General features: G+C 33.9%; 19 protein-coding genes. 13 read left to right on the top strand and 6 right to left on the bottom strand.

The features are described from left to right. Window positions 1-154: 154 nt before the first annotated feature. Window positions 155-640: a hypothetical protein gene (locus tag FHK88_RS11860; RefSeq protein ID WP_227430935.1), complete on the bottom strand. Its 486-nt coding sequence runs from the start codon at window positions 638-640 to the stop codon at window positions 155-157. A 348-nt stretch (window positions 641-988) separates the two neighbouring features. Between FHK88_RS11860 and FHK88_RS11855 the strand changes: the two genes are divergently transcribed. Beyond that, window positions 989-2,221: an NnrS family protein gene (locus FHK88_RS11855; protein WP_227430936.1), complete on the top strand. Its 1,233-nt coding sequence runs from the start codon at window positions 989-991 to the stop codon at window positions 2,219-2,221. A 92-nt stretch (window positions 2,222-2,313) separates the two neighbouring features. Here FHK88_RS11855 and FHK88_RS11850 read toward each other — a convergent pair whose 3' ends face one another. After that, the gene (locus FHK88_RS11850; RefSeq protein ID WP_227430937.1) at window positions 2,314-2,754 is read right to left on the bottom strand and encodes a CopD family protein; all 441 of its coding nucleotides are present in this window, start codon (window positions 2,752-2,754) and stop codon (window positions 2,314-2,316) included. A gap of 69 nt (window positions 2,755-2,823) precedes the next feature. On the opposite strand from FHK88_RS11850, the gene FHK88_RS11845 reads away from it, so the two are divergent. Further along, complete coding sequence (locus tag FHK88_RS11845) at window positions 2,824-3,282, top strand: Rrf2 family transcriptional regulator (protein WP_227430938.1); 459 nt, start codon at window positions 2,824-2,826, stop codon at window positions 3,280-3,282. 514 nt (window positions 3,283-3,796) lie between these two features. Here the strand turns inward: FHK88_RS11845 and FHK88_RS11840 are convergent. The 3 genes from FHK88_RS11840 to FHK88_RS11830 form a co-directional block, all read right to left on the bottom strand. After that, window positions 3,797-4,210, bottom strand: coding sequence for a DUF6911 family protein (locus FHK88_RS11840; protein WP_227430939.1), 414 nt, complete (start codon window positions 4,208-4,210; stop codon window positions 3,797-3,799). A gap of 433 nt (window positions 4,211-4,643) precedes the next feature. Then, complete coding sequence (locus FHK88_RS11835; RefSeq protein WP_227430955.1) at window positions 4,644-5,645, bottom strand: SMI1/KNR4 family protein; 1,002 nt, start codon at window positions 5,643-5,645, stop codon at window positions 4,644-4,646. A 37-nt stretch (window positions 5,646-5,682) separates the two neighbouring features. Beyond that, window positions 5,683-6,336 carry a hypothetical protein gene (locus FHK88_RS11830; protein WP_227430941.1) on the bottom strand — a complete coding sequence of 218 codons (654 nt, stop codon included), beginning with the start codon at window positions 6,334-6,336 and terminating at the stop codon, window positions 5,683-5,685. Between the two features lie 780 nt (window positions 6,337-7,116). Between FHK88_RS11830 and FHK88_RS11825 the strand changes: the two genes are divergently transcribed. The 5 genes from FHK88_RS11825 (at window position 7,117) to csm6 (ending at window position 10,941) form a co-directional block, all read left to right on the top strand. Further along, the gene (locus FHK88_RS11825) at window positions 7,117-7,476 is read left to right on the top strand and encodes a tetratricopeptide repeat protein (protein ID WP_227430954.1); all 360 of its coding nucleotides are present in this window, start codon (window positions 7,117-7,119) and stop codon (window positions 7,474-7,476) included. Window positions 7,477-7,488: 12 nt separating this feature from the next. Beyond that, entirely contained in the window at window positions 7,489-8,025 is a 537-nt protein-coding gene (locus tag FHK88_RS11820; protein ID WP_227430953.1) for a tetratricopeptide repeat protein, read from the top strand. 378 nt (window positions 8,026-8,403) lie between these two features. After that, window positions 8,404-8,640 carry a hypothetical protein gene (locus tag FHK88_RS11815; RefSeq protein WP_227430952.1) on the top strand — a complete coding sequence of 79 codons (237 nt, stop codon included), beginning with the start codon at window positions 8,404-8,406 and terminating at the stop codon, window positions 8,638-8,640. Window positions 8,641-8,692: 52 nt separating this feature from the next. Next, window positions 8,693-9,127 carry a tetratricopeptide repeat protein gene (locus tag FHK88_RS11810; protein ID WP_227430951.1) on the top strand — a complete coding sequence of 145 codons (435 nt, stop codon included), beginning with the start codon at window positions 8,693-8,695 and terminating at the stop codon, window positions 9,125-9,127. Between the two features lie 302 nt (window positions 9,128-9,429). Further along, a complete protein-coding gene (gene csm6 / locus FHK88_RS11805; RefSeq protein ID WP_227430950.1) occupies window positions 9,430-10,941 on the top strand; it encodes a CRISPR-associated ring nuclease Csm6 in 1,512 nt (503 codons plus the stop codon). Between the two features lie 127 nt (window positions 10,942-11,068). Here csm6 and FHK88_RS11800 read toward each other — a convergent pair whose 3' ends face one another. Next, window positions 11,069-12,454, bottom strand: a complete 1,386-nt coding sequence (locus tag FHK88_RS11800) for a Card1-like endonuclease domain-containing protein (protein WP_227430949.1) — start codon at window positions 12,452-12,454, stop codon at window positions 11,069-11,071. Between the two features lie 291 nt (window positions 12,455-12,745). Here FHK88_RS11800 and FHK88_RS11795 point away from each other — a divergent pair, with 291 nt between their 5' ends. The 6 genes from FHK88_RS11795 to FHK88_RS11770 form a co-directional block, all read left to right on the top strand. After that, window positions 12,746-12,943 (top strand): hypothetical protein, encoded by a 198-nt coding sequence (locus tag FHK88_RS11795; RefSeq protein WP_227430948.1) that lies wholly within the window; start codon window positions 12,746-12,748, stop codon window positions 12,941-12,943. A 71-nt stretch (window positions 12,944-13,014) separates the two neighbouring features. Next, window positions 13,015-13,647 (top strand): hypothetical protein, encoded by a 633-nt coding sequence (locus FHK88_RS11790; protein WP_227430947.1) that lies wholly within the window; start codon window positions 13,015-13,017, stop codon window positions 13,645-13,647. A gap of 395 nt (window positions 13,648-14,042) precedes the next feature. Beyond that, complete coding sequence (locus FHK88_RS11785) at window positions 14,043-15,353, top strand: DUF4407 domain-containing protein (RefSeq protein ID WP_227430946.1); 1,311 nt, start codon at window positions 14,043-14,045, stop codon at window positions 15,351-15,353. Window positions 15,354-15,426: 73 nt separating this feature from the next. Next, window positions 15,427-15,744 carry a CRISPR-associated protein Csx16 gene (gene csx16, locus FHK88_RS11780; protein WP_227430945.1) on the top strand — a complete coding sequence of 106 codons (318 nt, stop codon included), beginning with the start codon at window positions 15,427-15,429 and terminating at the stop codon, window positions 15,742-15,744. A 119-nt stretch (window positions 15,745-15,863) separates the two neighbouring features. Further along, a complete protein-coding gene (gene cas1 / locus FHK88_RS11775; RefSeq protein ID WP_227430944.1) occupies window positions 15,864-19,109 on the top strand; it encodes a CRISPR-associated endonuclease Cas1 in 3,246 nt (1,081 codons plus the stop codon). Between the two features lie 1,590 nt (window positions 19,110-20,699). Beyond that, window positions 20,700-21,429, top strand: a 730-nt coding sequence (locus FHK88_RS11770) for a leucine-rich repeat domain-containing protein (protein ID WP_227430943.1), incomplete at its 3' end; no start/stop codon positions are given.

Here is a 21,429-nt window from a genome sequence, read left to right as displayed (position 1 = left end):
CATTCTAAATCCATAGGACACAAAAAAACAGCAAACCATAATTAGTTTGCTGTTTTATATTTCTAGGCTCACTACGATTGAGTGTCAGCTATAAAGTGCTAAGAAAAACCAATTCATTTCACAATATAGCTAATATGCTCTAGATGTGTTTATATTATCTTAGATTAAACTGTACTTTAAATGGTACTTGTGTATTATTACGAGCTTCGTTACGAGTCAATAAAACACGTACAGGCAATACTTCATTTTGTGTTGCTGTATAGCCATTATCAGTCAACTCAGTCATAGATAGGTCATCTCGTCCATAAACTATAACATAAGCACCCAACGATGAACTATCAAAATCAACATTTAAATGCTGACCCGCTTGTAATGGGATATTATATTCACAGTACTTATAGCCTTGTAGCATACCCTGTTGCGCCACACCACCTTGATTTAAGTTTAAGTTAACGCTTTGGTCATTACAAGTTACTGCATTTAATGTACGGATTGGTTTTACCGCATTATTATGAGTGACAGGTTGTGTTTGTGTAGTTGTATGAGTTGGCTGTGTTGTTTGAGTGTGGCTAGGTGCCTGACAACCAAATAAAGCCAATGCTGATAATGATGCAATTGCAGTCAATTGAATATGTTTCATAACAAACTCCTAAAGTATAAATATTAAATTAATATAGTTCTTTTTTACCTACCAAAGAGGTAAGTACTTACTATCATAATTATTTCTAAAATATAAATCGTATTAATTTGTTATCAAATTATCACTATTTATGAAATATTATCTAACTTTCTTTCTCATATCTTCTCCATAAACTCTTTAAACTTGACTCTCCACAGACACTGAAACACTGTTATAATAAGCAAAGCAGTGAGTCATACCCTTAAACATTCATTTAAAATGAATGTTTCTGCATCATTGTTCCCAAAAAGTTTAACGCCTTATCCTCTTCGCCATATTCTTTCTAGGTAACATTTTACAGGTCATAGCATGAAGCAAATACAGCCACCTAGCGCACGTCCCGTCTCTGTACACCCCATTCTTAACCTTGGATTTCGTATTTTTTTCTCAGCAGGTGCAGTTTTTGCCATGCTTACCATGGCACTCTGGGTCTTTGTATTTATGGGAAAAACCAATATTGATGTGGGGCAAATCAATCCATTTTATTGGCACGCACATGAAATGCTCTATGGCTATACCATGGCGATTATTGCTGGATTTTTGTTGACAGCAGTCAAGACATGGACAGGCATTATGATGCCTCATGGATATAAGCTTTTGGGAATTTTTATGCTATGGATGGTGGCACGTATTGCATGGATGATGGTAGGGCTGGGTGTGCCAAATCCTTCATTGTGGTTTGCATTAGCAGGCATCTGTGATACAGGGTTTATGCTTTTGATGGCATACGCAATTTTTAGAGCTGTACTAGCAGTCAAGCAATACAAACAAATGGGGATATTATCAAAAATTGCGTTTCTTACGTGTGGTAACTTATTGTGCTATGTCGGGATATTTAGCAACAATATGTCCTTAGTCAAAATTGGTGATTACTTAGGACTGTATCTTATTCTTGGTTTGGTATTAACCATTGGTCGACGAGTCATTCCTTTTTTTATTGAAAAAGGAATTAGCTTTGACAGTCCACACAAGATTGAGGTTAAAAATAATCGTTGGCTTGATATTGCCAGCTTACTACTTTTTGTGGCATTTATGATTAGTGACTTATTTGTAACCGACAAATGGTTTATGTCCATCAGTGCCTTTGCTGTGGGTGCAGTTAATATCATTCGCCTATTAGGCTGGTATCATCACGGTATCTGGAAAAAGCCATTATTATGGTCACTGTATCTGGCGTTTTTGGGGATGTGTATCAGCTTCTTTTTATTTGCCATTCAGCCCCATCTTGGCTTTAATCACAGCTTGGCAGTCCACGCATTGGCTCTTTCTGGTATCGGCATGATGACTGTTGCAATGATGGCTCGGGTTTCGTTGGGGCATACAGGGCGTAGTATTCATCAGCCACCAAAAACTGTATATGCCATGTTTATATTGATGATTATTGCTTTTATTTTTCGGGTATTTTTACCACTGCTAGATATGGAGCATTATATTATCTGGATTATGATTGCTCAAACGGCTTGGATTGCTTGCTTTATGCTATTTTGTATCAGCTATATCCCAATGCTGGCAAAACCTCGTACTGATGGGCTATTTGGATAATTTAAAAGCGTCTTTCTCTAAACCAAATAGAATCCAGAGTGTATTAAGGTATTTTTTTAATACACTCTGGGCTATTTACAAACTTCTAGCTTCTAGCTAAAGCCTGTACGAAATATCGTTCCCACCACCACAAAGGCAACAGATAATAAAGTAACAGAAATAATATGCAGGGCAAAAAAGTTAAGATTGCGCTCAGATAGCGTGGGAATGACTCGAAAACGTGCATGTAAGGCGATGATTGCCGTCATGGTCAAGATGCCTAATTTTAAACAAATTAACTTACTAATATCATTATTTAATGTCCACCACTGGCTCACATTGGGTAAAAAACGGTGTGCCATCCAGATACCAGTGATGATTTGCAACAATAAGGCAGGCATGCCAATTTTTTCAAAACGTTGCTCAAATGCTAATAATGCTGGTACATCTCGGCGGATTAATACTGGCGGTAATACAGTCAATGCCAACATCAAATGTCCACCTACCCATATTGACGCTCCCAATAGATGAATAATGAGTAAAAAGTTTAGCATGGCGGTCTGCTTGCTCTTAAAATTGACGTATTATAACATTCATTATAAATGATACTTTTGAGAATCACCATGCGCTTAACTAACTATAGTGACTATGCTTTACGTACTCTCATCTATCTTGCTGTTGTACCAGATAAACATGAACTAGCAACCATCTCTGATGTGGCAGACAGCTACCAAATATCCAAAAGCCATTTGACCAAAGTCATTCATCAATTGGCACAGCTTGGCTATATTGAGAGTATTCGTGGCAAAAATGGTGGCATACGTCTTGCCAAAGCCCCCGAAAACATTAACCTTGGTGAAGTCATCTGCCATACCGAGCCAGACTTTGCTATCGTTCCTTGTTTTGATAGTCAAAATACATCAGATGAGGCATTAACCAAGTCCGACTGCCGTATCACACCTGTCTGCAAACTAAAACCCATTTTTTGGGAAGCAACGCAAGCATTTATTGCTGTACTCACCAGCCATACATTGGCAGATATTATTAGTAATGATATCTCTTTACAAAGCAAACTGGGCTGATAGCCTAGCCTACTATCTAACTAAGGTCGTTAAACTTTCATCATTGTAGAAAAAACTAAGATACTGATTTTCATCAGCAATGACTGAATCAAGGCAATATATAGATAGAGCTTGTTAATAAAAACAGATAATAACAAGCTCATTAACACAGGATAAGGCAAATATAGCCAGTTTTTATATAAAAGTAAAAAGTAGCTATATCGCCTGTAGATATTAGTATAATTCAAGATAACCAATAAAAATCATCAGTAATTCTCAGGTAAAGTTATTGTGCTGATGGGTCATACTCAGTTACTTTTTAGGTGAGTATGACCTCTTATTGGCTGTTTAGTTTTATTATGACACTACATTTGAAGCTACTATTAGAGGTATGTAATATTAATATTAATCTCAACTGAAACGGACTTTGTTACTTTTGTTTCTTACTTGAGTTGATTTTACATTGTTAAATTTATATATATTATTTATTATAATTATTAAGTTTTTCCTATAAGTTTCTCATTCACTATATATTCTAGCTCAAAAGTTGCTTAGACACATCGCCAGTAGAATTAAATTCCAAAAAGCACTTCTTGACCACCTCTAAGTCATCAATAATCGTCGTGGAGCTATGAAGCTCTCCATTTATATACTCCCAATCATCTCTTAAAGCTTTAGGATTAAAGGCAGTTCTAACATTGGGATATCCTTCATCATCGTAGTCTAATAGCATTAGCAAATATTTACCACCATTGAAATATACTGTTAGACTAAGGGGCTCTATATCTTCTATAGATGCAAGGTTTTCCATAATAATAGTTCCAGTACTTGTATTGTTTAACTTATTTAACTCAGCCAAAACTTTTTCACTGGCAGGGTTCATATTAATTGCAATTTTCTGACTTAGACCATTACTAATATAATAGCCCTCAAACTTCATATTCAACATTATTTAACCTCTTTAGTTGACCTCTATTGCATCTGAGTCACTCATACTATCAAGCTCTACTTTACCTAGAAAAACGCCGTATCAAGCCTTTTTCTTACAGTTATATTTTATACCTTATAATTTTATCACTTTCCCCAGCTTGGTTTATTTTTTCTTAAATCCTAAAGTCTGAATGTAAATTTCACCAATGTTATTGCAACAAGATTGTATGATTATCTGCTAACTGTATATGCCATAATGTACGTGCCTTATCTATTATATCTTCAAGATGAAGTTTAATAGCTCGCCAAGGTAATATAGGCTTGAATAAATACAATGTCATAGGCAGCAGACAGTGTTGGGGTAACAGTGAGTGTTTATATTTTGCTTGTATTAAAAAAGACGGATAACTATCCGCCTTTTTTAATACCACCTTATAAGCCAGTCCTAGCATCTAACTATATTTAATCACTTCTTTGATAAATTCTAAAAAGGTTTTACCTGTTTTGGCTAAAATTAGGTCATAGCTATTATAATGATGCACCATATCTGCATCTTTACGATTGGTCACTAAAAAGAAATGATTATCTCGTTTATAAGTCATAAATATAAAGTAATCGTCTTTATAATGACAAGTTTCTGGCTCTTTACTCCATGTATTCTCTATAGTACGATCGATATAATTCACTTTTTCTATTAAACTCATTTTATTATAAAAAATAAAATCATCACTTAGTAACCCACCAGATGACCGCCCCATATAGTGCATAAAGTCTTTAAGCTGTCCAGTAATCTGAATTTTGTAAACATGTTCAAATGCTGATATTTCACTTAAGCTATAACCCTTGATTTGGGTGATATCATAGTGGCGGTTAGGATGAATCTTGATTAATTCATTAATGTAAGCCTGTTGTTTGTTTAGATAATCATCCACATATTCTGCACCAATATGGGTTGATTGTGGTAATAACTCTCCAGTATAACGGTGTTGTAAAATCCATGAGCCATTATGGGCATAATGTATCACCACACCTTTTAAAAATTCAGTAAAATTTTGACCTGTATCTGATATATCTTCTGAACCTTCTGAATAATGATAGACTCTATCTGGATTATTAGAAGTTGTTTTTAAAAAATATAGATTAGTTTCCCAAATACAAGCAAAGAAAAAAGAGTTTTTATAGGAAAAGTCATAACCACTATAATGTAAAAGGTCATCATTATAAGCCTTATAGCGTATCATATGTGATCTGGGCTGTAAGTTATATAGCATCATAGTTCTTTCTGCTAATAGCCCACCCGAAGAGCGTCCCATACAGCGCATAAACTGTTTAAACTCCCCTTGAATACAAATGCTATAAAGTGCTTCTATCTGTTTGATTTCATCTTCACTATAGCCTTTTACCAGATCAGGTCGATACCATTTGCCTTGGGCGACTTCTTCTATATAACTCATTGTTTATTCATTCTCTGTCTGATTAATAAAGTTTTAATCACTTATAAAGCTTACGGACAAAATCATCAGATAAGATATGCTCTTCAATAATATTGGTATTAGATGTGTGAGCATATATTTTGTTATCTTTAAAATAGCTTCCAGCAGTGCTATCAGGAAAGCCCACTAATAAATAATCATGATAGTCAATAAAAAATTTATTTAATTCTGCATCCGTTAGGTGATGTATGACTTGGGTTGTAAACTCCTTATAATAGGTGTAATACAGTTGACACCATAAAAAAGAATCAATATCTTTATATGAATAATATTCATAGGTCCAATTTCCTTCGTTATCAGAATAGGGTTGGCAAATATGACCTGTACTATATTCAATAAAATAAAAATCAGCAAAAGTATGGTTGGATATTAGTGCATAGTCATTGCTTGGCATTTCTTCTGGTGGCTCTTCAAGATATATTTCACTTATCTCTTGAAAAGTACAGTCATAACCACTGCCTTCTGATCTAAAAAAATAAGAGTAATTACCACCAAATCTTGCTAAAAAGTCAATATAATCTTTTCGACAGGGTATGTTCCTCTCTTTAAAAAAATTAACAATGATATTGCGATTTACTGGTACAACGTCATCAGCATATGCCAATATAAGCTCATTCATTTGTCTTTTAAGTTGTGGATAGTCTTTATTCATTATCTACCTCCTGTAGCTACGTCGTTATATATGTCTAGGTTTAGTTTATATGTGGCACATGGCAACATTTCATCATATAACATAATATTAAAAATATCTTAATCATTATGTGGTAACCATAGACCTCCAACTTTATTTTATAATTGTTTTAAAATAGAAGTGAGGTATTCTTAAAACAAGCCCACTAAAAGCAATAATACAACTCAGCATTATACCCAAAACCTAACCAACCCCCTATAAAACCAAAAACCTACAGACATAAAAAAACCTCAAGTAAGGGGATACTTGAGGCGAAACTTGTTTAAACTTTTAGTCTAAAATCTAGTTTTGAAATATGGCGCAGCGGACGGGACTCGAACCCGCGACCCCCGGCGTGACAGGCTAAAACCACCAAATTTCATTAAGTTATTTTAATATACATTAATCGTCAAACACTTACATTATAAGAGTTTTATAGAAAAACGACATAATGATATTTAGCGTGTTTTAAAGTCGTTTATAAGGTCAATAATTACATTTTTGGTCACTAACTAGGCATAAAATTTATACATTCAAGACACTCTAAAAGCATAAAATTTATGCATTATTATTTTATAACCTTACCCATGATAATAATAACAAGGTTGTCATTAATCACAACTAGTCTACATAAAAGATATAGTATCAACAGTTCAAGATTATTTTACTTTACTGCTTACTTACTAACTTATGAGGCTATCTATGCAACATCTCGTTAAAAGCTGTCACAGAAAACTAGTTATTGGTACTATGGTTGCTAGTATGACTATATCGAATTTAGCATTGGCAACGGCTGATGATCACATCAATAATCAACAGCTTACATCTACGTCTTATTTAGCTAAAGCATTGGAGAGTTTAGAGTCTGGCACCTATAACGATAAAGTACAAAGCAATATTTTGCTAACTAAACTATCGCAAGAAGGAAATACTCTAGCTATGTTCTTACTTTCTGGACAGTATGAAACAGGCAATGGTACTAACATAGATATTCAAAAGTCTAATGAGCTACTTCTAAAAGCTGCAACACTCGGTTCTCCATTGGCTCAGTATGAGTTGGGGAAAAAGCTCATAAAAGGAGATCATATTGAACAAAACTTATCAACTGGTATGTGTTGGTGAGAAAAGGCTGATATGGCTGGACATGTAGAAGCACAAGTTTATCTAGGCAATTATTCTCAGGCTCTTAAAGATAATTTACCAATGTCTTTTTTTTGGTATAAGCAGGCAGCTTTACAGGGGAGTTATGATGGACAATACTTTCTTGCTTTGGCTTATAGATATGGTGAAGGAACAGATAAAAATGAGGAGCAAGCATTTTACTGGATGAGTAAAGCTGCAAATCAAAATGATGATTTTGCACAATATCAACTCGCAAATATGTACTTGCAAGGTATAGGAACAAAAGTTGATGCAAGTAAAGCAATCGAGTTACTTAAGCAGTCTGCTCAACAAGGTCATGAACTTGCTCAACTAAAACTAGGTAATCTATATGCTGATGGCTCAGTCACTCCAAAAAATGAAAGCTTAGCTGTTTTTTGGTTGAATAAATGTGCAGAGCAACATAATCGAGTAGCACAAAAAAATCTTGCATGGATGTATTTTCGAGGCAAAGGAGTTGATAGAGATATACCTCATGCCATCAAACTTTTTTTGAGTTCTTTATCATAGGTGAAATTCAATCCATCTATTTATCTATCTTGCTGTAGCAGTTATCTATTTCTTACCTGAACGATTCGCTGTCTTTACCCTTATTGACAGCGAACATAACAACATTCGTTATACCCCTCTACTCGATCAAGTCAAATGCTACTTTAACACCTTGCAAACGTAATATGTATGAATAAAAACAATTCATTTACGCTGGCAATTAATAACCAAGTGCCTTTCTATCATATTAGTACCTGTATTTTTTCCAGCCGCTAAAAAGTCAAGAGCGATATTTTATTTATAATTTACATTATTTGACAAGGTTGTCATTCATATAATAATGAGCCATAGCGGTGTTAATATAAAGTTAGATTAAAGATTACCTATGGAGAATAGCTTATGTCATTTCTACGTTTAATAATCATAATTGCCATATTGGTACTTAGTTATAAGTTAATCTTACCATTTAATGCACCTAAGTCAGAAACGCCTTCATTATCCATTAGTACTGATAGTCAAGGTAATCTGAACACCGAGACAAAAGAACAGTCCTCTAATAATAGTGAAAATGACCATTTTATCCAACATGACTTTTCTGATAACTATTTAAAATCGTTAGATATATACTCGTTGTGATGTGCTAGCTGCTGAACCATATGACCCTTTGAAACCTAAGGATATTATAGGTGTGGAGCTTGAAATAGCAATGACTAACTTCCCAAGGAAGTCATATCCACGTATCATGCATAAAGAAGCTTTGGAAGCTTGCCTACAAGCTGTAAAGGGGGGGCAATATGCACAACGAATGCACTTTCAGCTGGGAAGAGTGTATTTGTCAAAAGGACTGTATGAGTTGGCTGTACCATTGATTAAAAAAGAAGCAGAAAATGGTTATCCATCTGCACAATATACCCTTGCATATATGATGGACTGGAACAAAGGTTTTACTGATGTAGCAGAAGATGAGGTGACATATTGGTATAGGAAGGCTGCTGAAAATGGTCACCCTGAAGCCATGTACACTTTAGGTTATCGTTATATCTGGGGAGAGGGTACTACAAAATCAGATGGAAGGGCAGATTACTGGATAGAAAAAGCAATTGCAATAGTAGAACACAATTGACAAGAGATACGATCTATTTATTTTAAGCTATTATCTTTCGTTTTTATCATTATATTTATATGATAGTTTAGTAAAAGGTGTCATGATTATTAATTCTCTATTCATAAATATCATCATAGATATTAATCAACGAGGAGTAAAGTATGTGTATTGAAGTTTAGCTATTCCTAAAAAACAAGGTGAGCTGAGGGCAATGTTTAAATTTTCATAATTAAATATAAACCCAACTCCCAACTATAATATAGCGCTCATAATTAGTGAGCATCATTGAATGTATAATTAATACTTGATAAGGATTTGATATGAAAAATATTTTATTGATGGTAACTGGTGGTAGTCCACAGATTATTACAGAAACTTTATATGGGCTTGCGATTATGCCTAACTCTGATGAGGCATGGATACCAGATGAGATCCATATTATGAGTACTGCTTATGGCATCAATCAGGTGAAAAAACGTTTACTTTGTGAGGGCAATTTGCAAAAAATGTTGGATGATTTTAACTTGCAATTTGATATCAAAAATAATTTGTCTTTACATACACTAGAAGGTGAAGATGGCAATCTTTTAGAAGACTTAAGAGAACCAAGAGAAAATAATTTAGCAGCCAATCAAATTTTAAAACTGGTTCATCAATATACAGAGGACAAAAATACTCAAGTGCATATGTCTATAGCTGGTGGTCTCAAAACCATGACTTATTATGCTGGTTATGCCATGTCATTATATGGTCGTGAAAATGACAGTATGTCGCATGTCAGAGTAGGAAAAGATTTTGAGAATCTACAAGAATTCTTTTATCCTGCAAAAAACAAAGATACTCTAATTTATGATAGAAATGGAAAAGCATTAGATGCTTATGGTGCACAGATGTGGTTTATTGATGTACCGTTTATCAGATTACGATATATTCTTCCTCAAGAAATATATAAAGCACACTTAGTTTCACAGGAATTTACTGAAATCATTGAGGTAGTTAATGAAGCATTACGACCATTAAAAATGAAAATAAATACAAAAGATAAAACAATAAATATTAATGATTTAAGCTGTAAGTTACCTCCCTTAGAATTTAGTATATATAGCTGGCTAGCTTACCGGCACATGGAATTAAAAGAACCTTCCATTCCATCGCCCAGTGTCGATATAACAAATTACCAAGATGAATTTGATAAATTTAATAAAAAAATACAAAATAGAACCTACGATATTTCTGATATTACAGCAAATTACTCTAAGATAAAGAATAAGTTCATATCTTCATTTGGTATTAATATTGCTGAAAAAATACATATTCGCACTGAAAATTATCAAAGTTTTTTGGGTAATATCAAACCTGCTGATATTTCAATTATATGGGTAGAAGATCCAGAAATTATAGACAATGAAAATAGCAGTTATAAGGTTACTTTATATTTAAAAGATGCTTCTATTACTATTAAAAATGAAGTCTATAAACTTGATGCTACAGAGTTTATATTATATCTATGGATTATCATAAGAAAGCTGGATAACAAAGCAATAATTGAATTATCTAAAAATGACAATCCTTTACATGACCATTTACGCGAGATAAAAGAGTTGTGCGAAAAATTATTGAAATATCAACCAAGTATTGACAAATCAATTTATGATGTTTTTAAATATATGGATGATGAGAAGTTAAAAAGTATCATTGCTAAAATTAATAAAGATATTGAGAATAAATTTACTACACAAATTGCAGAAGAGATTGGTATTAAGACTCATACGATTGATAATAATTCGCTATATATTCCACTTGATAAAATGAGGTTTGAGATTGATAAATAAGCACATATATTAATATTCTCAATACCAGTGTTTTTGTTTGATAATAGCAAGTGACTGAAGTCACTTGCTGAGTCTATTACTACAAATTTGGCTCAGTTATTTCATAAAAATAAAAGTTTTATGATCACTAAATCTTGATCAATGAATCGGTAAAATTTAAGAGTTGCTTGCCTTGAATGATACGAATATTCAATTCTTTGGCAACTTGCATGGATTGTGGTGTAAGTCCATATAAGCTGACAAAATAAACGTGGCTATTTAGCCCTGCTACGCTCGCAATAGAGGCAAGCTTATGTAGCTTTTCATTTACTGTTGTTGTTGGGCTATTATTGTTTTTCCAGTTTACTGTTTTACACTCCAAAAAACTAAAATAGCCATTGGACTCGAGATATGCCACATCCACTTCGTTGCCATTACTATTTTTTGAAAATGTTAAACCGATTTGCACATCTACTTGCTGTTTTTGACTGCTAAAATGTAGAAAAATAAAGTAGGCTACTAATACTTCAAACCACTCCCCACCAAGAAACTGTACTGCTTTTTCAGACTTAATGACTAATTTAGAGCCTTCTGAATGATATTCCAAATAAGGTTGATCTACAGCAGATAAACTAGATAGATAATCATCATATCTACTAACTTCATTATAATTAAGTTTAATAGATATAGGGAATATGGATTCTTGTCTATTTGCCATCGATTTACTATTAATTTCTTCATTCACTTTAACATGGCAAAGATAGTTCATAAAACTAATAAAACTTTGAGTCTTTTCAAAATCTTGTTGGAGGTATTCATGTATTACAGAAACATAATCTCGTGCATCTAGAGTATTAAGTACAGAAGTTCCTCCTTGCTTTATATAACCTCTAGCTTTGAGTCTGGTACTGATGTCTTCAGGTAACACAAGTTGCTCAACCTGTTTGCTCTTATAAGCACGGTTATACCAGATAAGTTGATTACTGGCTCTACTTTGATATGCACAGTAATAAAGAGGTGAGAGAGTCGCCACTTGATCTTGGGCGATTGAAATAAGCTTGGTACCGCCTGTAATGTTAAAAATAATTTCTTTGGGATGATGAGTGAATATCCAATCAATAATGATATTTTTTATAAAATTAATATCTGTTTCTTCTTTACCATTAGGGATATGGAGCTCTGTTACTAGGTTGGCATCAAGAGAGAAAGGTGGTAGCGACAGTAGACTTTTTAATTGACCCACAAAACCACGTTTACGACTAAAGTCCGTACTAATAATGACAATTTTTTGGATATCTTGCTCATTAATTTTTATTAATTGCCAAATGAGATAATAATTTGCTTCTGCTTGGGCTGTAGCAGTAATAAATAATACTTTGGTATCAGAAGGGCGTAAATATTGATTTAGCTTGATATAGGCTTTTAATACAACATCATGGTTAGTTGTTGAGTTGCGTATGGTTTTAATCTGTTTATCAAATTGCTTAAGTGCTTTGTCTTTAATAGTGTATGGTCGGAAAGTATGTTCTGTCATAGCCAAACCTGTATGTTTATGTATTAAAAACTATAAGTAAGTTAACAGAAGTATAGCACTGATTAGCAAGGCTCAGTCAATCACTACTACAACAATTTATTTATAACATTATCTTATTTAACAAGGTTGTCATTTAGACAATGACGATCATAGCAATGCTAGTATAAAGCCATATTAAAGATTATCTATAAATGCAATTATATGGAGTATGTGATTACTATGTTTGATTATCGTGATAATTATCTTTGATAAGCACTAAACCTTTATAAACTACAAATCAGGAGTATTGCTATGAATAATTTTAATCAACATCAATCAGTTACAACCTACAATGAACCTCGTAAACAAATTGAGCATGCAAACTATAATAAAAAAATGCAAGAAATACTTCAGATTAGTCAAAAAATCAGGCAAATGCATCATGAGTATATTGAAATGCAGCTAAAGCTTTTAGAAGAACATAAAGATAGCATTGAAGATGAGATATAAAGTTAGATACAGGGAATTATTAACTTTGTTACACACTATATATTTATAAACTACCAATCAGGAGTATTGCTATGAGTAATTCTAATCAGCATCAATCAGTTACAACCTATAATGAAAGTCATCAACAACTGGATCAACAGCGCCATACATTGAGCCAATCAACATCCTATCAACTACAGGAGCTATTAAAACAATCAGATCCTGAAAAAAAGAAAAATCAATTGCAGGAACTGTTATCTAAAAAACCCAATTTATTAAAGCGTATGATCCAAGGAAAGCCAGATCCAGAGTTACGTGAATTTTATAAGCTAAGTTATAAAGAACAACTAAAACAGCTACAAGAGCTGGAACAACTGGCTCATCAAATCAAGATAGGTTTTCTTAGAGAACAAGCTGAAACATACTTACAAACCCTATCAATGCACAACCTTACAAGCCTTTCATATACGATTACATCATGTATTGATGAGGTATCTGAAATGGTTGCACAGTCAAACCATAAATTTGCCATGAAATTTGATAAGAGAATGGGGGAAATTGATAGTCTGTACACTCAAGCTGAAACAAAAGAATTTGCTGCAGAAAGTTTACGTAAGCAGTTAAAGCTACAGAAAAAGGCGATGGATGAGCTGTTAAAAAAGGCAACTAAAAGCTTAAAACAACGCTTGCCAAGTGATGCCAAACCATACTTTATAGATTTATAAGTAATTTTGGAAAGTTTATTGATCAGTATAGTACCTAGTGAGTTAGATTAGAATCTGACTCACTAACACTCATCATGATATCTCTTGAATAACTCACTTAAGATCTAATCACGATGAACCAACCTCCTAGTAACCTAAAACTAGTTTATATATAGTTAAACAGCTACTGTATCCTCCTCGTTTGCTGTACAACCGTCAGGCACTTTGTGATGACTTTGTTTTCAACTGACTATCCAAATATTAAGCTAAGCGATTTTGACAAAGTTAGTTTGCTTTAGAAGATTTGTATAACAAGGTTGTCATTTAGCCCATGATGACCATAGCCATGTATATTAAAGATGACCTATAAGGATATCCCTGCCTCATTACTATCTTTGACAAAGGAGTCATCTACCATGAAGCTTAACACACCTATCAAGGATATACTTGCAAATTTTTCTGGATCAGATCAAATCACAAGAGATGCGACAGGTGATTTTAAACCACGTATTACTACTTTTTATGCATTATGTGGGATTTGGATAATTATAATTGCTGTAATAGGAGGTGCAGGAGGTTACTTTTTTGCTGAAACTTTTACTGATTCAAAAATAGTTCAATGGTTTGTTGCTATCCTTTGGGGGCTAGTGATACTAATCATAGAAAAATTTATGATTGTAATACCAATGAATCATGAAGATATTTGGAAAAATTTTGTATTAGTAGCCTTTAGACTACTTTTAACATTTTTTGCATCGGTGACAATTACTGATAGTGTGGTAGTAAATTATTTTTATGATGACTCTATCACTGAGATATTAGTAGAGAATAGCAACAAAAAACGTTTACAAGAAATTGAAAATCTACAGACTAAAGTCACTGATACTAATAATCTTTTTGCATCACGGCTTCGTACCTTAGAAGAGGAAAGTATTTGCCTGACAACCCTCTTACGTGAAGAGAAAGGTAGCGACAATACGACCATAAAGACCATTAGAACCGATAGTGGTGTTATCTGTGGCAGTACCTCGGGAGAGGGTGCATCATGTGGAGACGACTGTCGGCAGATCCAAAGTAAGATTACAGAAAAAGAACAGGAAATTGCAAAGGTAAAAGCTGATCTTGCAGATATGCTAACACCAATTCAAGCAGAGCTAGATAGGGCGACTAAGAGTACAGATTATGCTAACGATATGATCGCTCGTACAGAAGCATTGGGGGAGTTGAAGGATCGACATCCTTCTGTCGCCAAAACCCACTTTTTTTTCGCTGGCTTACTCATCTTAGCGGAGATGCTAGTCATTAGCATTAAGATACTGATGCCAAAGTTGGCAAGCGACTATGTGTATGAATCAAAACTAAAATGCTTTGATAGGCTCAATACTTCAGAAGATGAGTTGTATTATGACTTTCAAAAGCAAGTCCAACAAAATAGATACAAAGAGCAAGCTGATTATTATACAGGAGTAATATCTGCGTTAGCAAGTAAAACCAGTCTGCAAGATATATTAGATGTGTCAGAAAAAATTGATGAGAGTGTCAACGAACATCGAAAAAAACAGCTGAAACGTACCAACTTTTTGAAATTTAACGCTAGACGAAAGATCCTTTCTGAGATTAAAGAGGTTGAAGAGATGGCAGAGCGCGCCAAGCGAACTGCTCGAAATAAGTATAACTCTAAATTAGATGAGAGTACTGATACCGATATCGATGATACAGAGTTCTAAGGAGTAAGAATTAAGCCAAATATCACCCTGAAATAATTTAGCAACTGATAATCGAAGAACTAGGAGCGTTGTTATGACCACTTATTTATTAACCCGACATGTTGGAGCCGTAAAATGGATGCAAGCAATGGGACATCATTACGATAAACATCTTAACCATCTTGCCAGTTATGATAATTTAGCCAAAGGCGACACTGTGATTGGCTCTTTACCTATTAATATCGTCGCAGATATTAATCAACTAGGAGTAAAGTATGTGCACTTAAGTTTAGTCATTCCTGAGGAGCTAAGAGGAGTTGAGTTAAGCCTAGAGCAATTGATTAGACTGGAGGCAAAGTTAGAAACTTTTAGCGTCATCCGCAGTGATGATCATACACCACACTCTAAATGACATATTGCAAACATAACTGACTCATGGGAAGATGAGATATCCATATTATCTATCTTAGCAACTGTATTGATATCGCTGTTTGTCTTAATACAGTTGCACTCAAAAATGATTTGTAACTTATGACAACTTATAATGATACATTATATTGGCAACAAGCTATTGTAAATTTCATTTGGCATGGTAATCCTGTCACTGAAGAAGGAGTAGCTTATATTAAAATTATGGGGCTACTAAAAACCATTAATACAACTTCCGCCCAGCTTAATACCAAGATTAATCAAAAAACCTCTATAATCATAAAAGAACAAAATAATATTCAACGATTCAAAAAAAACATACAAAAAAATTCAAGTACTCTAGCAGAGGAAGCCTTAGCACAACTTGAAGAGAATTTTAAAAACATAGAAACCGCCAAACAAAATATAGTCAGGCTACAAGAGGATATTACCAATATAAAGAGGATTCTTAGTGCAAAGCTTGAGCATTATCCATCAGATGACTATCCGTTATTTGCAGTACATATCTTAAAATCATCCAATAAAAACCACCCGCATAGCTTTCGACTAGCTCATCTTAAAAGTAATCATGAAGTATGCGTCCATATTGCCTTTGGTGGACAATACGCATACCTTGCCAAACAGTGGCTAAACTGGCTGACTGTACGGCTAACACTAAAAAATACTGGATTCTCACTGGCTAAAACTTACGAGATTATTAATAAATCATTATATTTAAACCAAATGAGTCAGGTATTGAAAAGCCATAGGACTAACAGTGACGCTTTAAAAGATAATAAGATAATGCCTGAGTTGGCTATTTATGCAGATATGCCTACCAACATCATTGCAGACAATGAGGAAAGTCATCAAAATCAGCCCAATCATATTGAGTTTACTTTATATGACAATATTTATAAGCGACTACAAGACTGGTTTCCAGATCAAAGAGGTCAAATCAAACGGTGGTTTAAAAAGTACGAAAAACAACTAAAAGCAAGTCCCGTTTATCTAAATGACATGCACTACAAAAAAATCATCACTTATTCTAAATCATCTGGTAAAAAAGCGGACGGCTCACTACACCAACAACCTCATGCTGGTAGAATTGGTTGGTTTTATGTCAAAGGTGCTTGGGCAGAACTTATAGAATTATGGCAAGCGTTAAATTCCATCCATTTACAAGGACAAAGCTTACGTGATAATGGGCTAAGTTATATACAATTTGCAAATGCCCCACTGATTAACCAAACTGACTATCATTTGCCAAAGCAACGAGCAGTGTTATGGGAAGAGCAAATACTTGATCCAAAAAGTATCATTAAAGCATTTGAAGATATGACGCTTCGTCATGATACTGTTCCAATGTTTGATATGTTTAATAAAAATGGTAGCCTAAAAACCACAAATGAACTTGCATCAGAGCTCTATGAAGCACTAAAAACCACTCAATACAAACCATCACCTAGCCAAAGTGTTTTGATTGATAAAAACATACGGCATCTACATAGTAGTAACTTACCCAAAAACACCACGAAACTAGCCACTAAAAATATCCGTCAAATAGAGCATCTTAACCAAAAAGATATGGTTGTACATCGCCTTGTACATAACACACTTGCACCTATTATTGATGACATCCAGCACCCTGCCTCTTTGGCATATCAAAAAGGTAAATCTCGACAAGATGCTTATCAACAAATCGTTACTCTACTAGAACAAGGTTATCATTGGGTAGTAGAAGCAGATATTGCTGATTTTTTTGCTAACGTACCTCTTGAGCCATTACTGATACGCTTGGCTAATCTACTACCCAAAAAAGAACAACTGTTGATAGCATTGGTACGAACACTCATCACAGCCCCTTATTTTGACGCTAAAGGTAATTTGATTGAACGCCAAAAAGGGCTTATGCAAGGTAGCCCACTTTCACCAACGCTTGCTAACTTATATTTGACCCAATTTGACACCACTTTGCAGAACAATAAACTGGCTTTTGTACGTTATAGTGATGATTTTTTAATATTGTGTAAACAGCAAAAGTCTGCCACTGATGCACTTGCTTTGGTTAGTACAACACTGGCAGAAATGGGGTTATCATTAGCTGTGGATAAAACAGCGATTACCAATATTGCTTCTGGCTTTGATTTTTTAGGTTACCGATTTGATACTCAATCTAAACAAGACCACCATATTGTACCTATTATTCAACAGCGTAAACCCGTATTTATTACTGGCTCAGGCATGTATCTTGGTATTAATGGTAGTGCGCTGGAAATTCGCTACTATCAAAAACCATCACATAAACTCCGCAAAAACACCAAAAGTAATAGCAAAATAGTCGCTCAAAAAAGGCTAATACAAGCCTTGCCTCTTAGACGTATCAGTGAAGTCGTGGTATTAGGCAATCATAGTGTATCTACAGGATTGATGAGCGCACTGGCTAGAGAAAATATTAGCCTGCATATGGTGAATAATTGGGGGTTTCAAATTGGTACACTTGCCCCTATGAATGCCGAATATTTTTCAGTGAGTGCCAAGCAAGCACAAATGTATCAACTATTATCACCCTCTGCCAAACTTGCTGTAGCTAAAGACATCATTTTGGCTAAGATAAATAACTATAAAATATGGGTACAAAACAGCTATCGTAAACAACTATGGCTAGACAAAAAAGTATCAGATGACTACCAAAATTCTACAAAAACAGCCAGTCAATCACTACCAAATATTAATACTGATCAAGCACTGTTAAAATTACTAAATACTGAAACGTTTAAATTAAGTATATTAAACGCAAAAGACCTACAACAACTAAGAGGATATGAAGGCAGTACCCATAAGTATTTTTATAATCGACTACGAGGGTTGATTATTGAGGAGCAACAAGCCAGCTTTTATAGTAAAAAACGTGCCAGAGGGGGTGTGGATAGATTAAATTCACTATTAAATTTTGGCTATTATTGGTTATTTACTCGTACCAGTGCCCTATTAAGAAGTCATGGTCTTAATCCTTATTTGGGGTTTGTACATGAAGATACCAGCTATGAAACCCTTGTTTATGACGTCATAGAATTGTTTCGAGTACAAGTTGATAAAACGGCACTTAGATTGATTAATCGTAAACAAATACAAGCTAAGGATTTTTATCAACATACAGATAAAGGCTGGCGTTTGACCAATCAAGCGATTGGGCTATACACTAGCCAACTAGAAGCTACTTTTAATAGCGAGATTAATCAAACCATCATTCATGACATACTGCTGATGCAAATACGCATCATCAAGCAGTGGGCGACTGCTCAAGGGTCACTGGTTTGGTTTCGCTGGCGTAAAGAGGCAACAGTTTTACCTTTTGGAACAGCGTAGACCTATGCTAAAATAATTATTAAGGTGTATCTACCCATATCCCGAATTTTATAAGTGGAAAGCCTTATAGAATAAGGGCTATAAAATACAAGAGGTACGGTATAGTACAAGATATGCATGTCATTAAGACAGTTTGATTGTTCCATTGAGTTTTTCTCCCATGGGTACGGTATAGTACAAGATATGCATGTCATTAAGACTAAAACTTTCCTAATATTGTATATTAATTATTTAGGTACGGTATAGTACAAGATATGCATGTCATTAAGACTAAGGTGTGTGAAGTAAGCATAAATCGTCTGGGGTACTGTATAGTACAAGATATGCATGTCATTAAGACATTCCTGTCCATAACTATTAGAATAGCGGGGTACGGTATAGTACAGGATATGCTTAAATTCCTAGCACAATATATAGCTAAGAAATATTTGGGTGGCTGTGACCTATGCTAAAATAAGTCAAGTATTAAGGTACATCTACTCACATCCCGAATTTTATCAGCGGAAAGCCTTATAAAATAAGGGCTATAAAATACAAGAGTACGGTATAGTACAAGATGTGCATGTCATTAAGACGGAGTATATGTAATATATTGGTTTTCTTTTGTGGTACTGTATAGTACAAGATATGCTTAAATCTCTAGCACAATATACAGCTAAGAAATATCTGATTTACTGTGACCTATGCTAAAATAAGTCAAGTATTAGGGTGCATCTACCCATATCCCGAATTTTATCGGCGGAAAGCCTTATAGAATAAGGGCTATAAAATACAAGAGGTACGGTATAGTACTAGATATGCATGTCATTAAGACTAAGGTGTGAAGTAAGCATAAATCGTCTGGGGTACGGTATAGTACAAGATATGCTTAAATCTCTAGCACAATATATAGCTAAGAAATATCTGATTTACTGTGACCTAAGCTAAAATAAGTCAAGTATTAAGGTGTATCTACCCATATCCCGAATTTTATAAGTGGAAAGCCTTATAAAATAAGGGCTATAAAATACAAGAGGTACGGTATAGTACAAGATATGCATGTCATTAAGACTAGTCAACACAGCGACTTTTTTATCTACCTCGGTACGGTATAGTACAAGATATGCATGTCATTAAGACATTTATATTATTGTGTTGAGCAAACTCAAGTGGTACGGTATAGTACAAAATATACTTAACCTCCTAGCACAATATATAGCTAAGAAATATCTGATTTACTGTAACCTATGCTAAAACAGGTTAAATATTAGAGTGTATCTATCCATATCCCAAATTTTATCGGCAGAAAGCCTTATAAAATAAGGGCTATAAAACACAAGAGGTACGGTATAGTACTAGATATGCATGTCATTAAGACTTTTCTGATTGATTCAATGTATACTCAATCTCTGGTATGACTACTTGTACACCTTCGCTCGTTTTCCTTATAACAGTATTATCTTGAATTGACTATATCAGGATGGTTCACTATTTTACTACCTTATTTTTCTTGTGACGACATACCCTCTAGATATACTATCTTCACTTAATTTTCTTATGGTGAAATTATATTAGATTGCCTATATCATAGTATAGAAGACTAATTTTAATATGAGCATACAAAATATAGAGGCACGTATGTTACTAAATAAGTATTACCCCATAATTTCTTGGGCAGATAATCATGGTATACCATATTCTAAAATACCAAGGGATATTGATAAGTTATCTAAGTTAACTAAACTTGATTTGAGTAGTCTAGAATTGTCTTATTTTCCTTGTTGTATTTGTAACTTAACTAACTTAAAAGAACTTGATATCAGTTGTAACAATCTGACTGAGTTACCTAATTCGATTGGTAGTCTAACTAACTTGGATAAACTTGATATCAGTTTCAATCAATTGACTAGCTTACCTGATAGTATTAGCAATCTAGTTAATTTAACTGATCTAGATATTTCGCATAATAACCTCAATAAAATAACTAATTATATTAGTTGTTTGACTAATTTAAATAGATTAATTATATATAACAATAAATTAACTACACTACCCGATGAAATTGGAAAACTAACTAATTTGATTAAACTTGATATCAGTTTCAATCAATTAACCAACTTACCCAATAGTATTAGTAGTTTAATTAATTTAACCAAACTAGATATTTCACATAATGATATAAACAAACCTCTAGATTGTATTGATTTCTCAGACAAAATTATTATTCATGAAAATAAATTAAAAATATTGCAAGAAATAGAGAAAGAAAAATCATATAACGTATATATAAAGTGGCATGAAAATACACTAAAAAAAATAAGTGAATTGGAATATTATATAT

The sequence above is a fragment of the Psychrobacter sp. I-STPA6b genome (assembly GCF_020662265.1).
GTDB lineage: Bacteria > Pseudomonadota > Gammaproteobacteria > Pseudomonadales > Moraxellaceae > Psychrobacter.
The sequence above is the reverse complement of the archived record's forward strand: the minus strand, read 5'-3'. Positions and strand labels throughout refer to the sequence as shown.

Bases quoted from the DNA above. Each gene is read 5' to 3' on its own strand.
- FHK88_RS11860 (WP_227430935.1), bottom strand. From the start codon at position 640: ATGAAACATATTCAATTGACTGCAATTGCATCATTATCAGCATTGGCT.
- FHK88_RS11855 (WP_227430936.1), top strand. From the start codon at position 989: ATGAAGCAAATACAGCCACCTAGCGCACGTCCCGTCTCTGTACACCCC.
- FHK88_RS11850 (WP_227430937.1), bottom strand. From the start codon at position 2,754: ATGCTAAACTTTTTACTCATTATTCATCTATTGGGAGCGTCAATATGG.
- FHK88_RS11845 (WP_227430938.1), top strand. From the start codon at position 2,824: ATGCGCTTAACTAACTATAGTGACTATGCTTTACGTACTCTCATCTAT.
- FHK88_RS11840 (WP_227430939.1), bottom strand. From the start codon at position 4,210: ATGTTGAATATGAAGTTTGAGGGCTATTATATTAGTAATGGTCTAAGT.
- FHK88_RS11835 (WP_227430955.1), bottom strand. From the start codon at position 5,645: ATGAGTTATATAGAAGAAGTCGCCCAAGGCAAATGGTATCGACCTGAT.
- FHK88_RS11830 (WP_227430941.1), bottom strand. From the start codon at position 6,336: ATGAATAAAGACTATCCACAACTTAAAAGACAAATGAATGAGCTTATA.
- FHK88_RS11825 (WP_227430954.1), top strand. From the start codon at position 7,117: ATGACTATATCGAATTTAGCATTGGCAACGGCTGATGATCACATCAAT.
- FHK88_RS11820 (WP_227430953.1), top strand. From the start codon at position 7,489: ATGGCTGGACATGTAGAAGCACAAGTTTATCTAGGCAATTATTCTCAG.
- FHK88_RS11815 (WP_227430952.1), top strand. From the start codon at position 8,404: ATGTCATTTCTACGTTTAATAATCATAATTGCCATATTGGTACTTAGT.
- csm6 (WP_227430950.1), top strand. From the start codon at position 9,430: ATGAAAAATATTTTATTGATGGTAACTGGTGGTAGTCCACAGATTATT.
- FHK88_RS11800 (WP_227430949.1), bottom strand. From the start codon at position 12,454: ATGACAGAACATACTTTCCGACCATACACTATTAAAGACAAAGCACTT.
- FHK88_RS11795 (WP_227430948.1), top strand. From the start codon at position 12,746: ATGAATAATTTTAATCAACATCAATCAGTTACAACCTACAATGAACCT.
- FHK88_RS11790 (WP_227430947.1), top strand. From the start codon at position 13,015: ATGAGTAATTCTAATCAGCATCAATCAGTTACAACCTATAATGAAAGT.
- FHK88_RS11785 (WP_227430946.1), top strand. From the start codon at position 14,043: ATGAAGCTTAACACACCTATCAAGGATATACTTGCAAATTTTTCTGGA.
- csx16 (WP_227430945.1), top strand. From the start codon at position 15,427: ATGACCACTTATTTATTAACCCGACATGTTGGAGCCGTAAAATGGATG.
- cas1 (WP_227430944.1), top strand. From the start codon at position 15,864: ATGACAACTTATAATGATACATTATATTGGCAACAAGCTATTGTAAAT.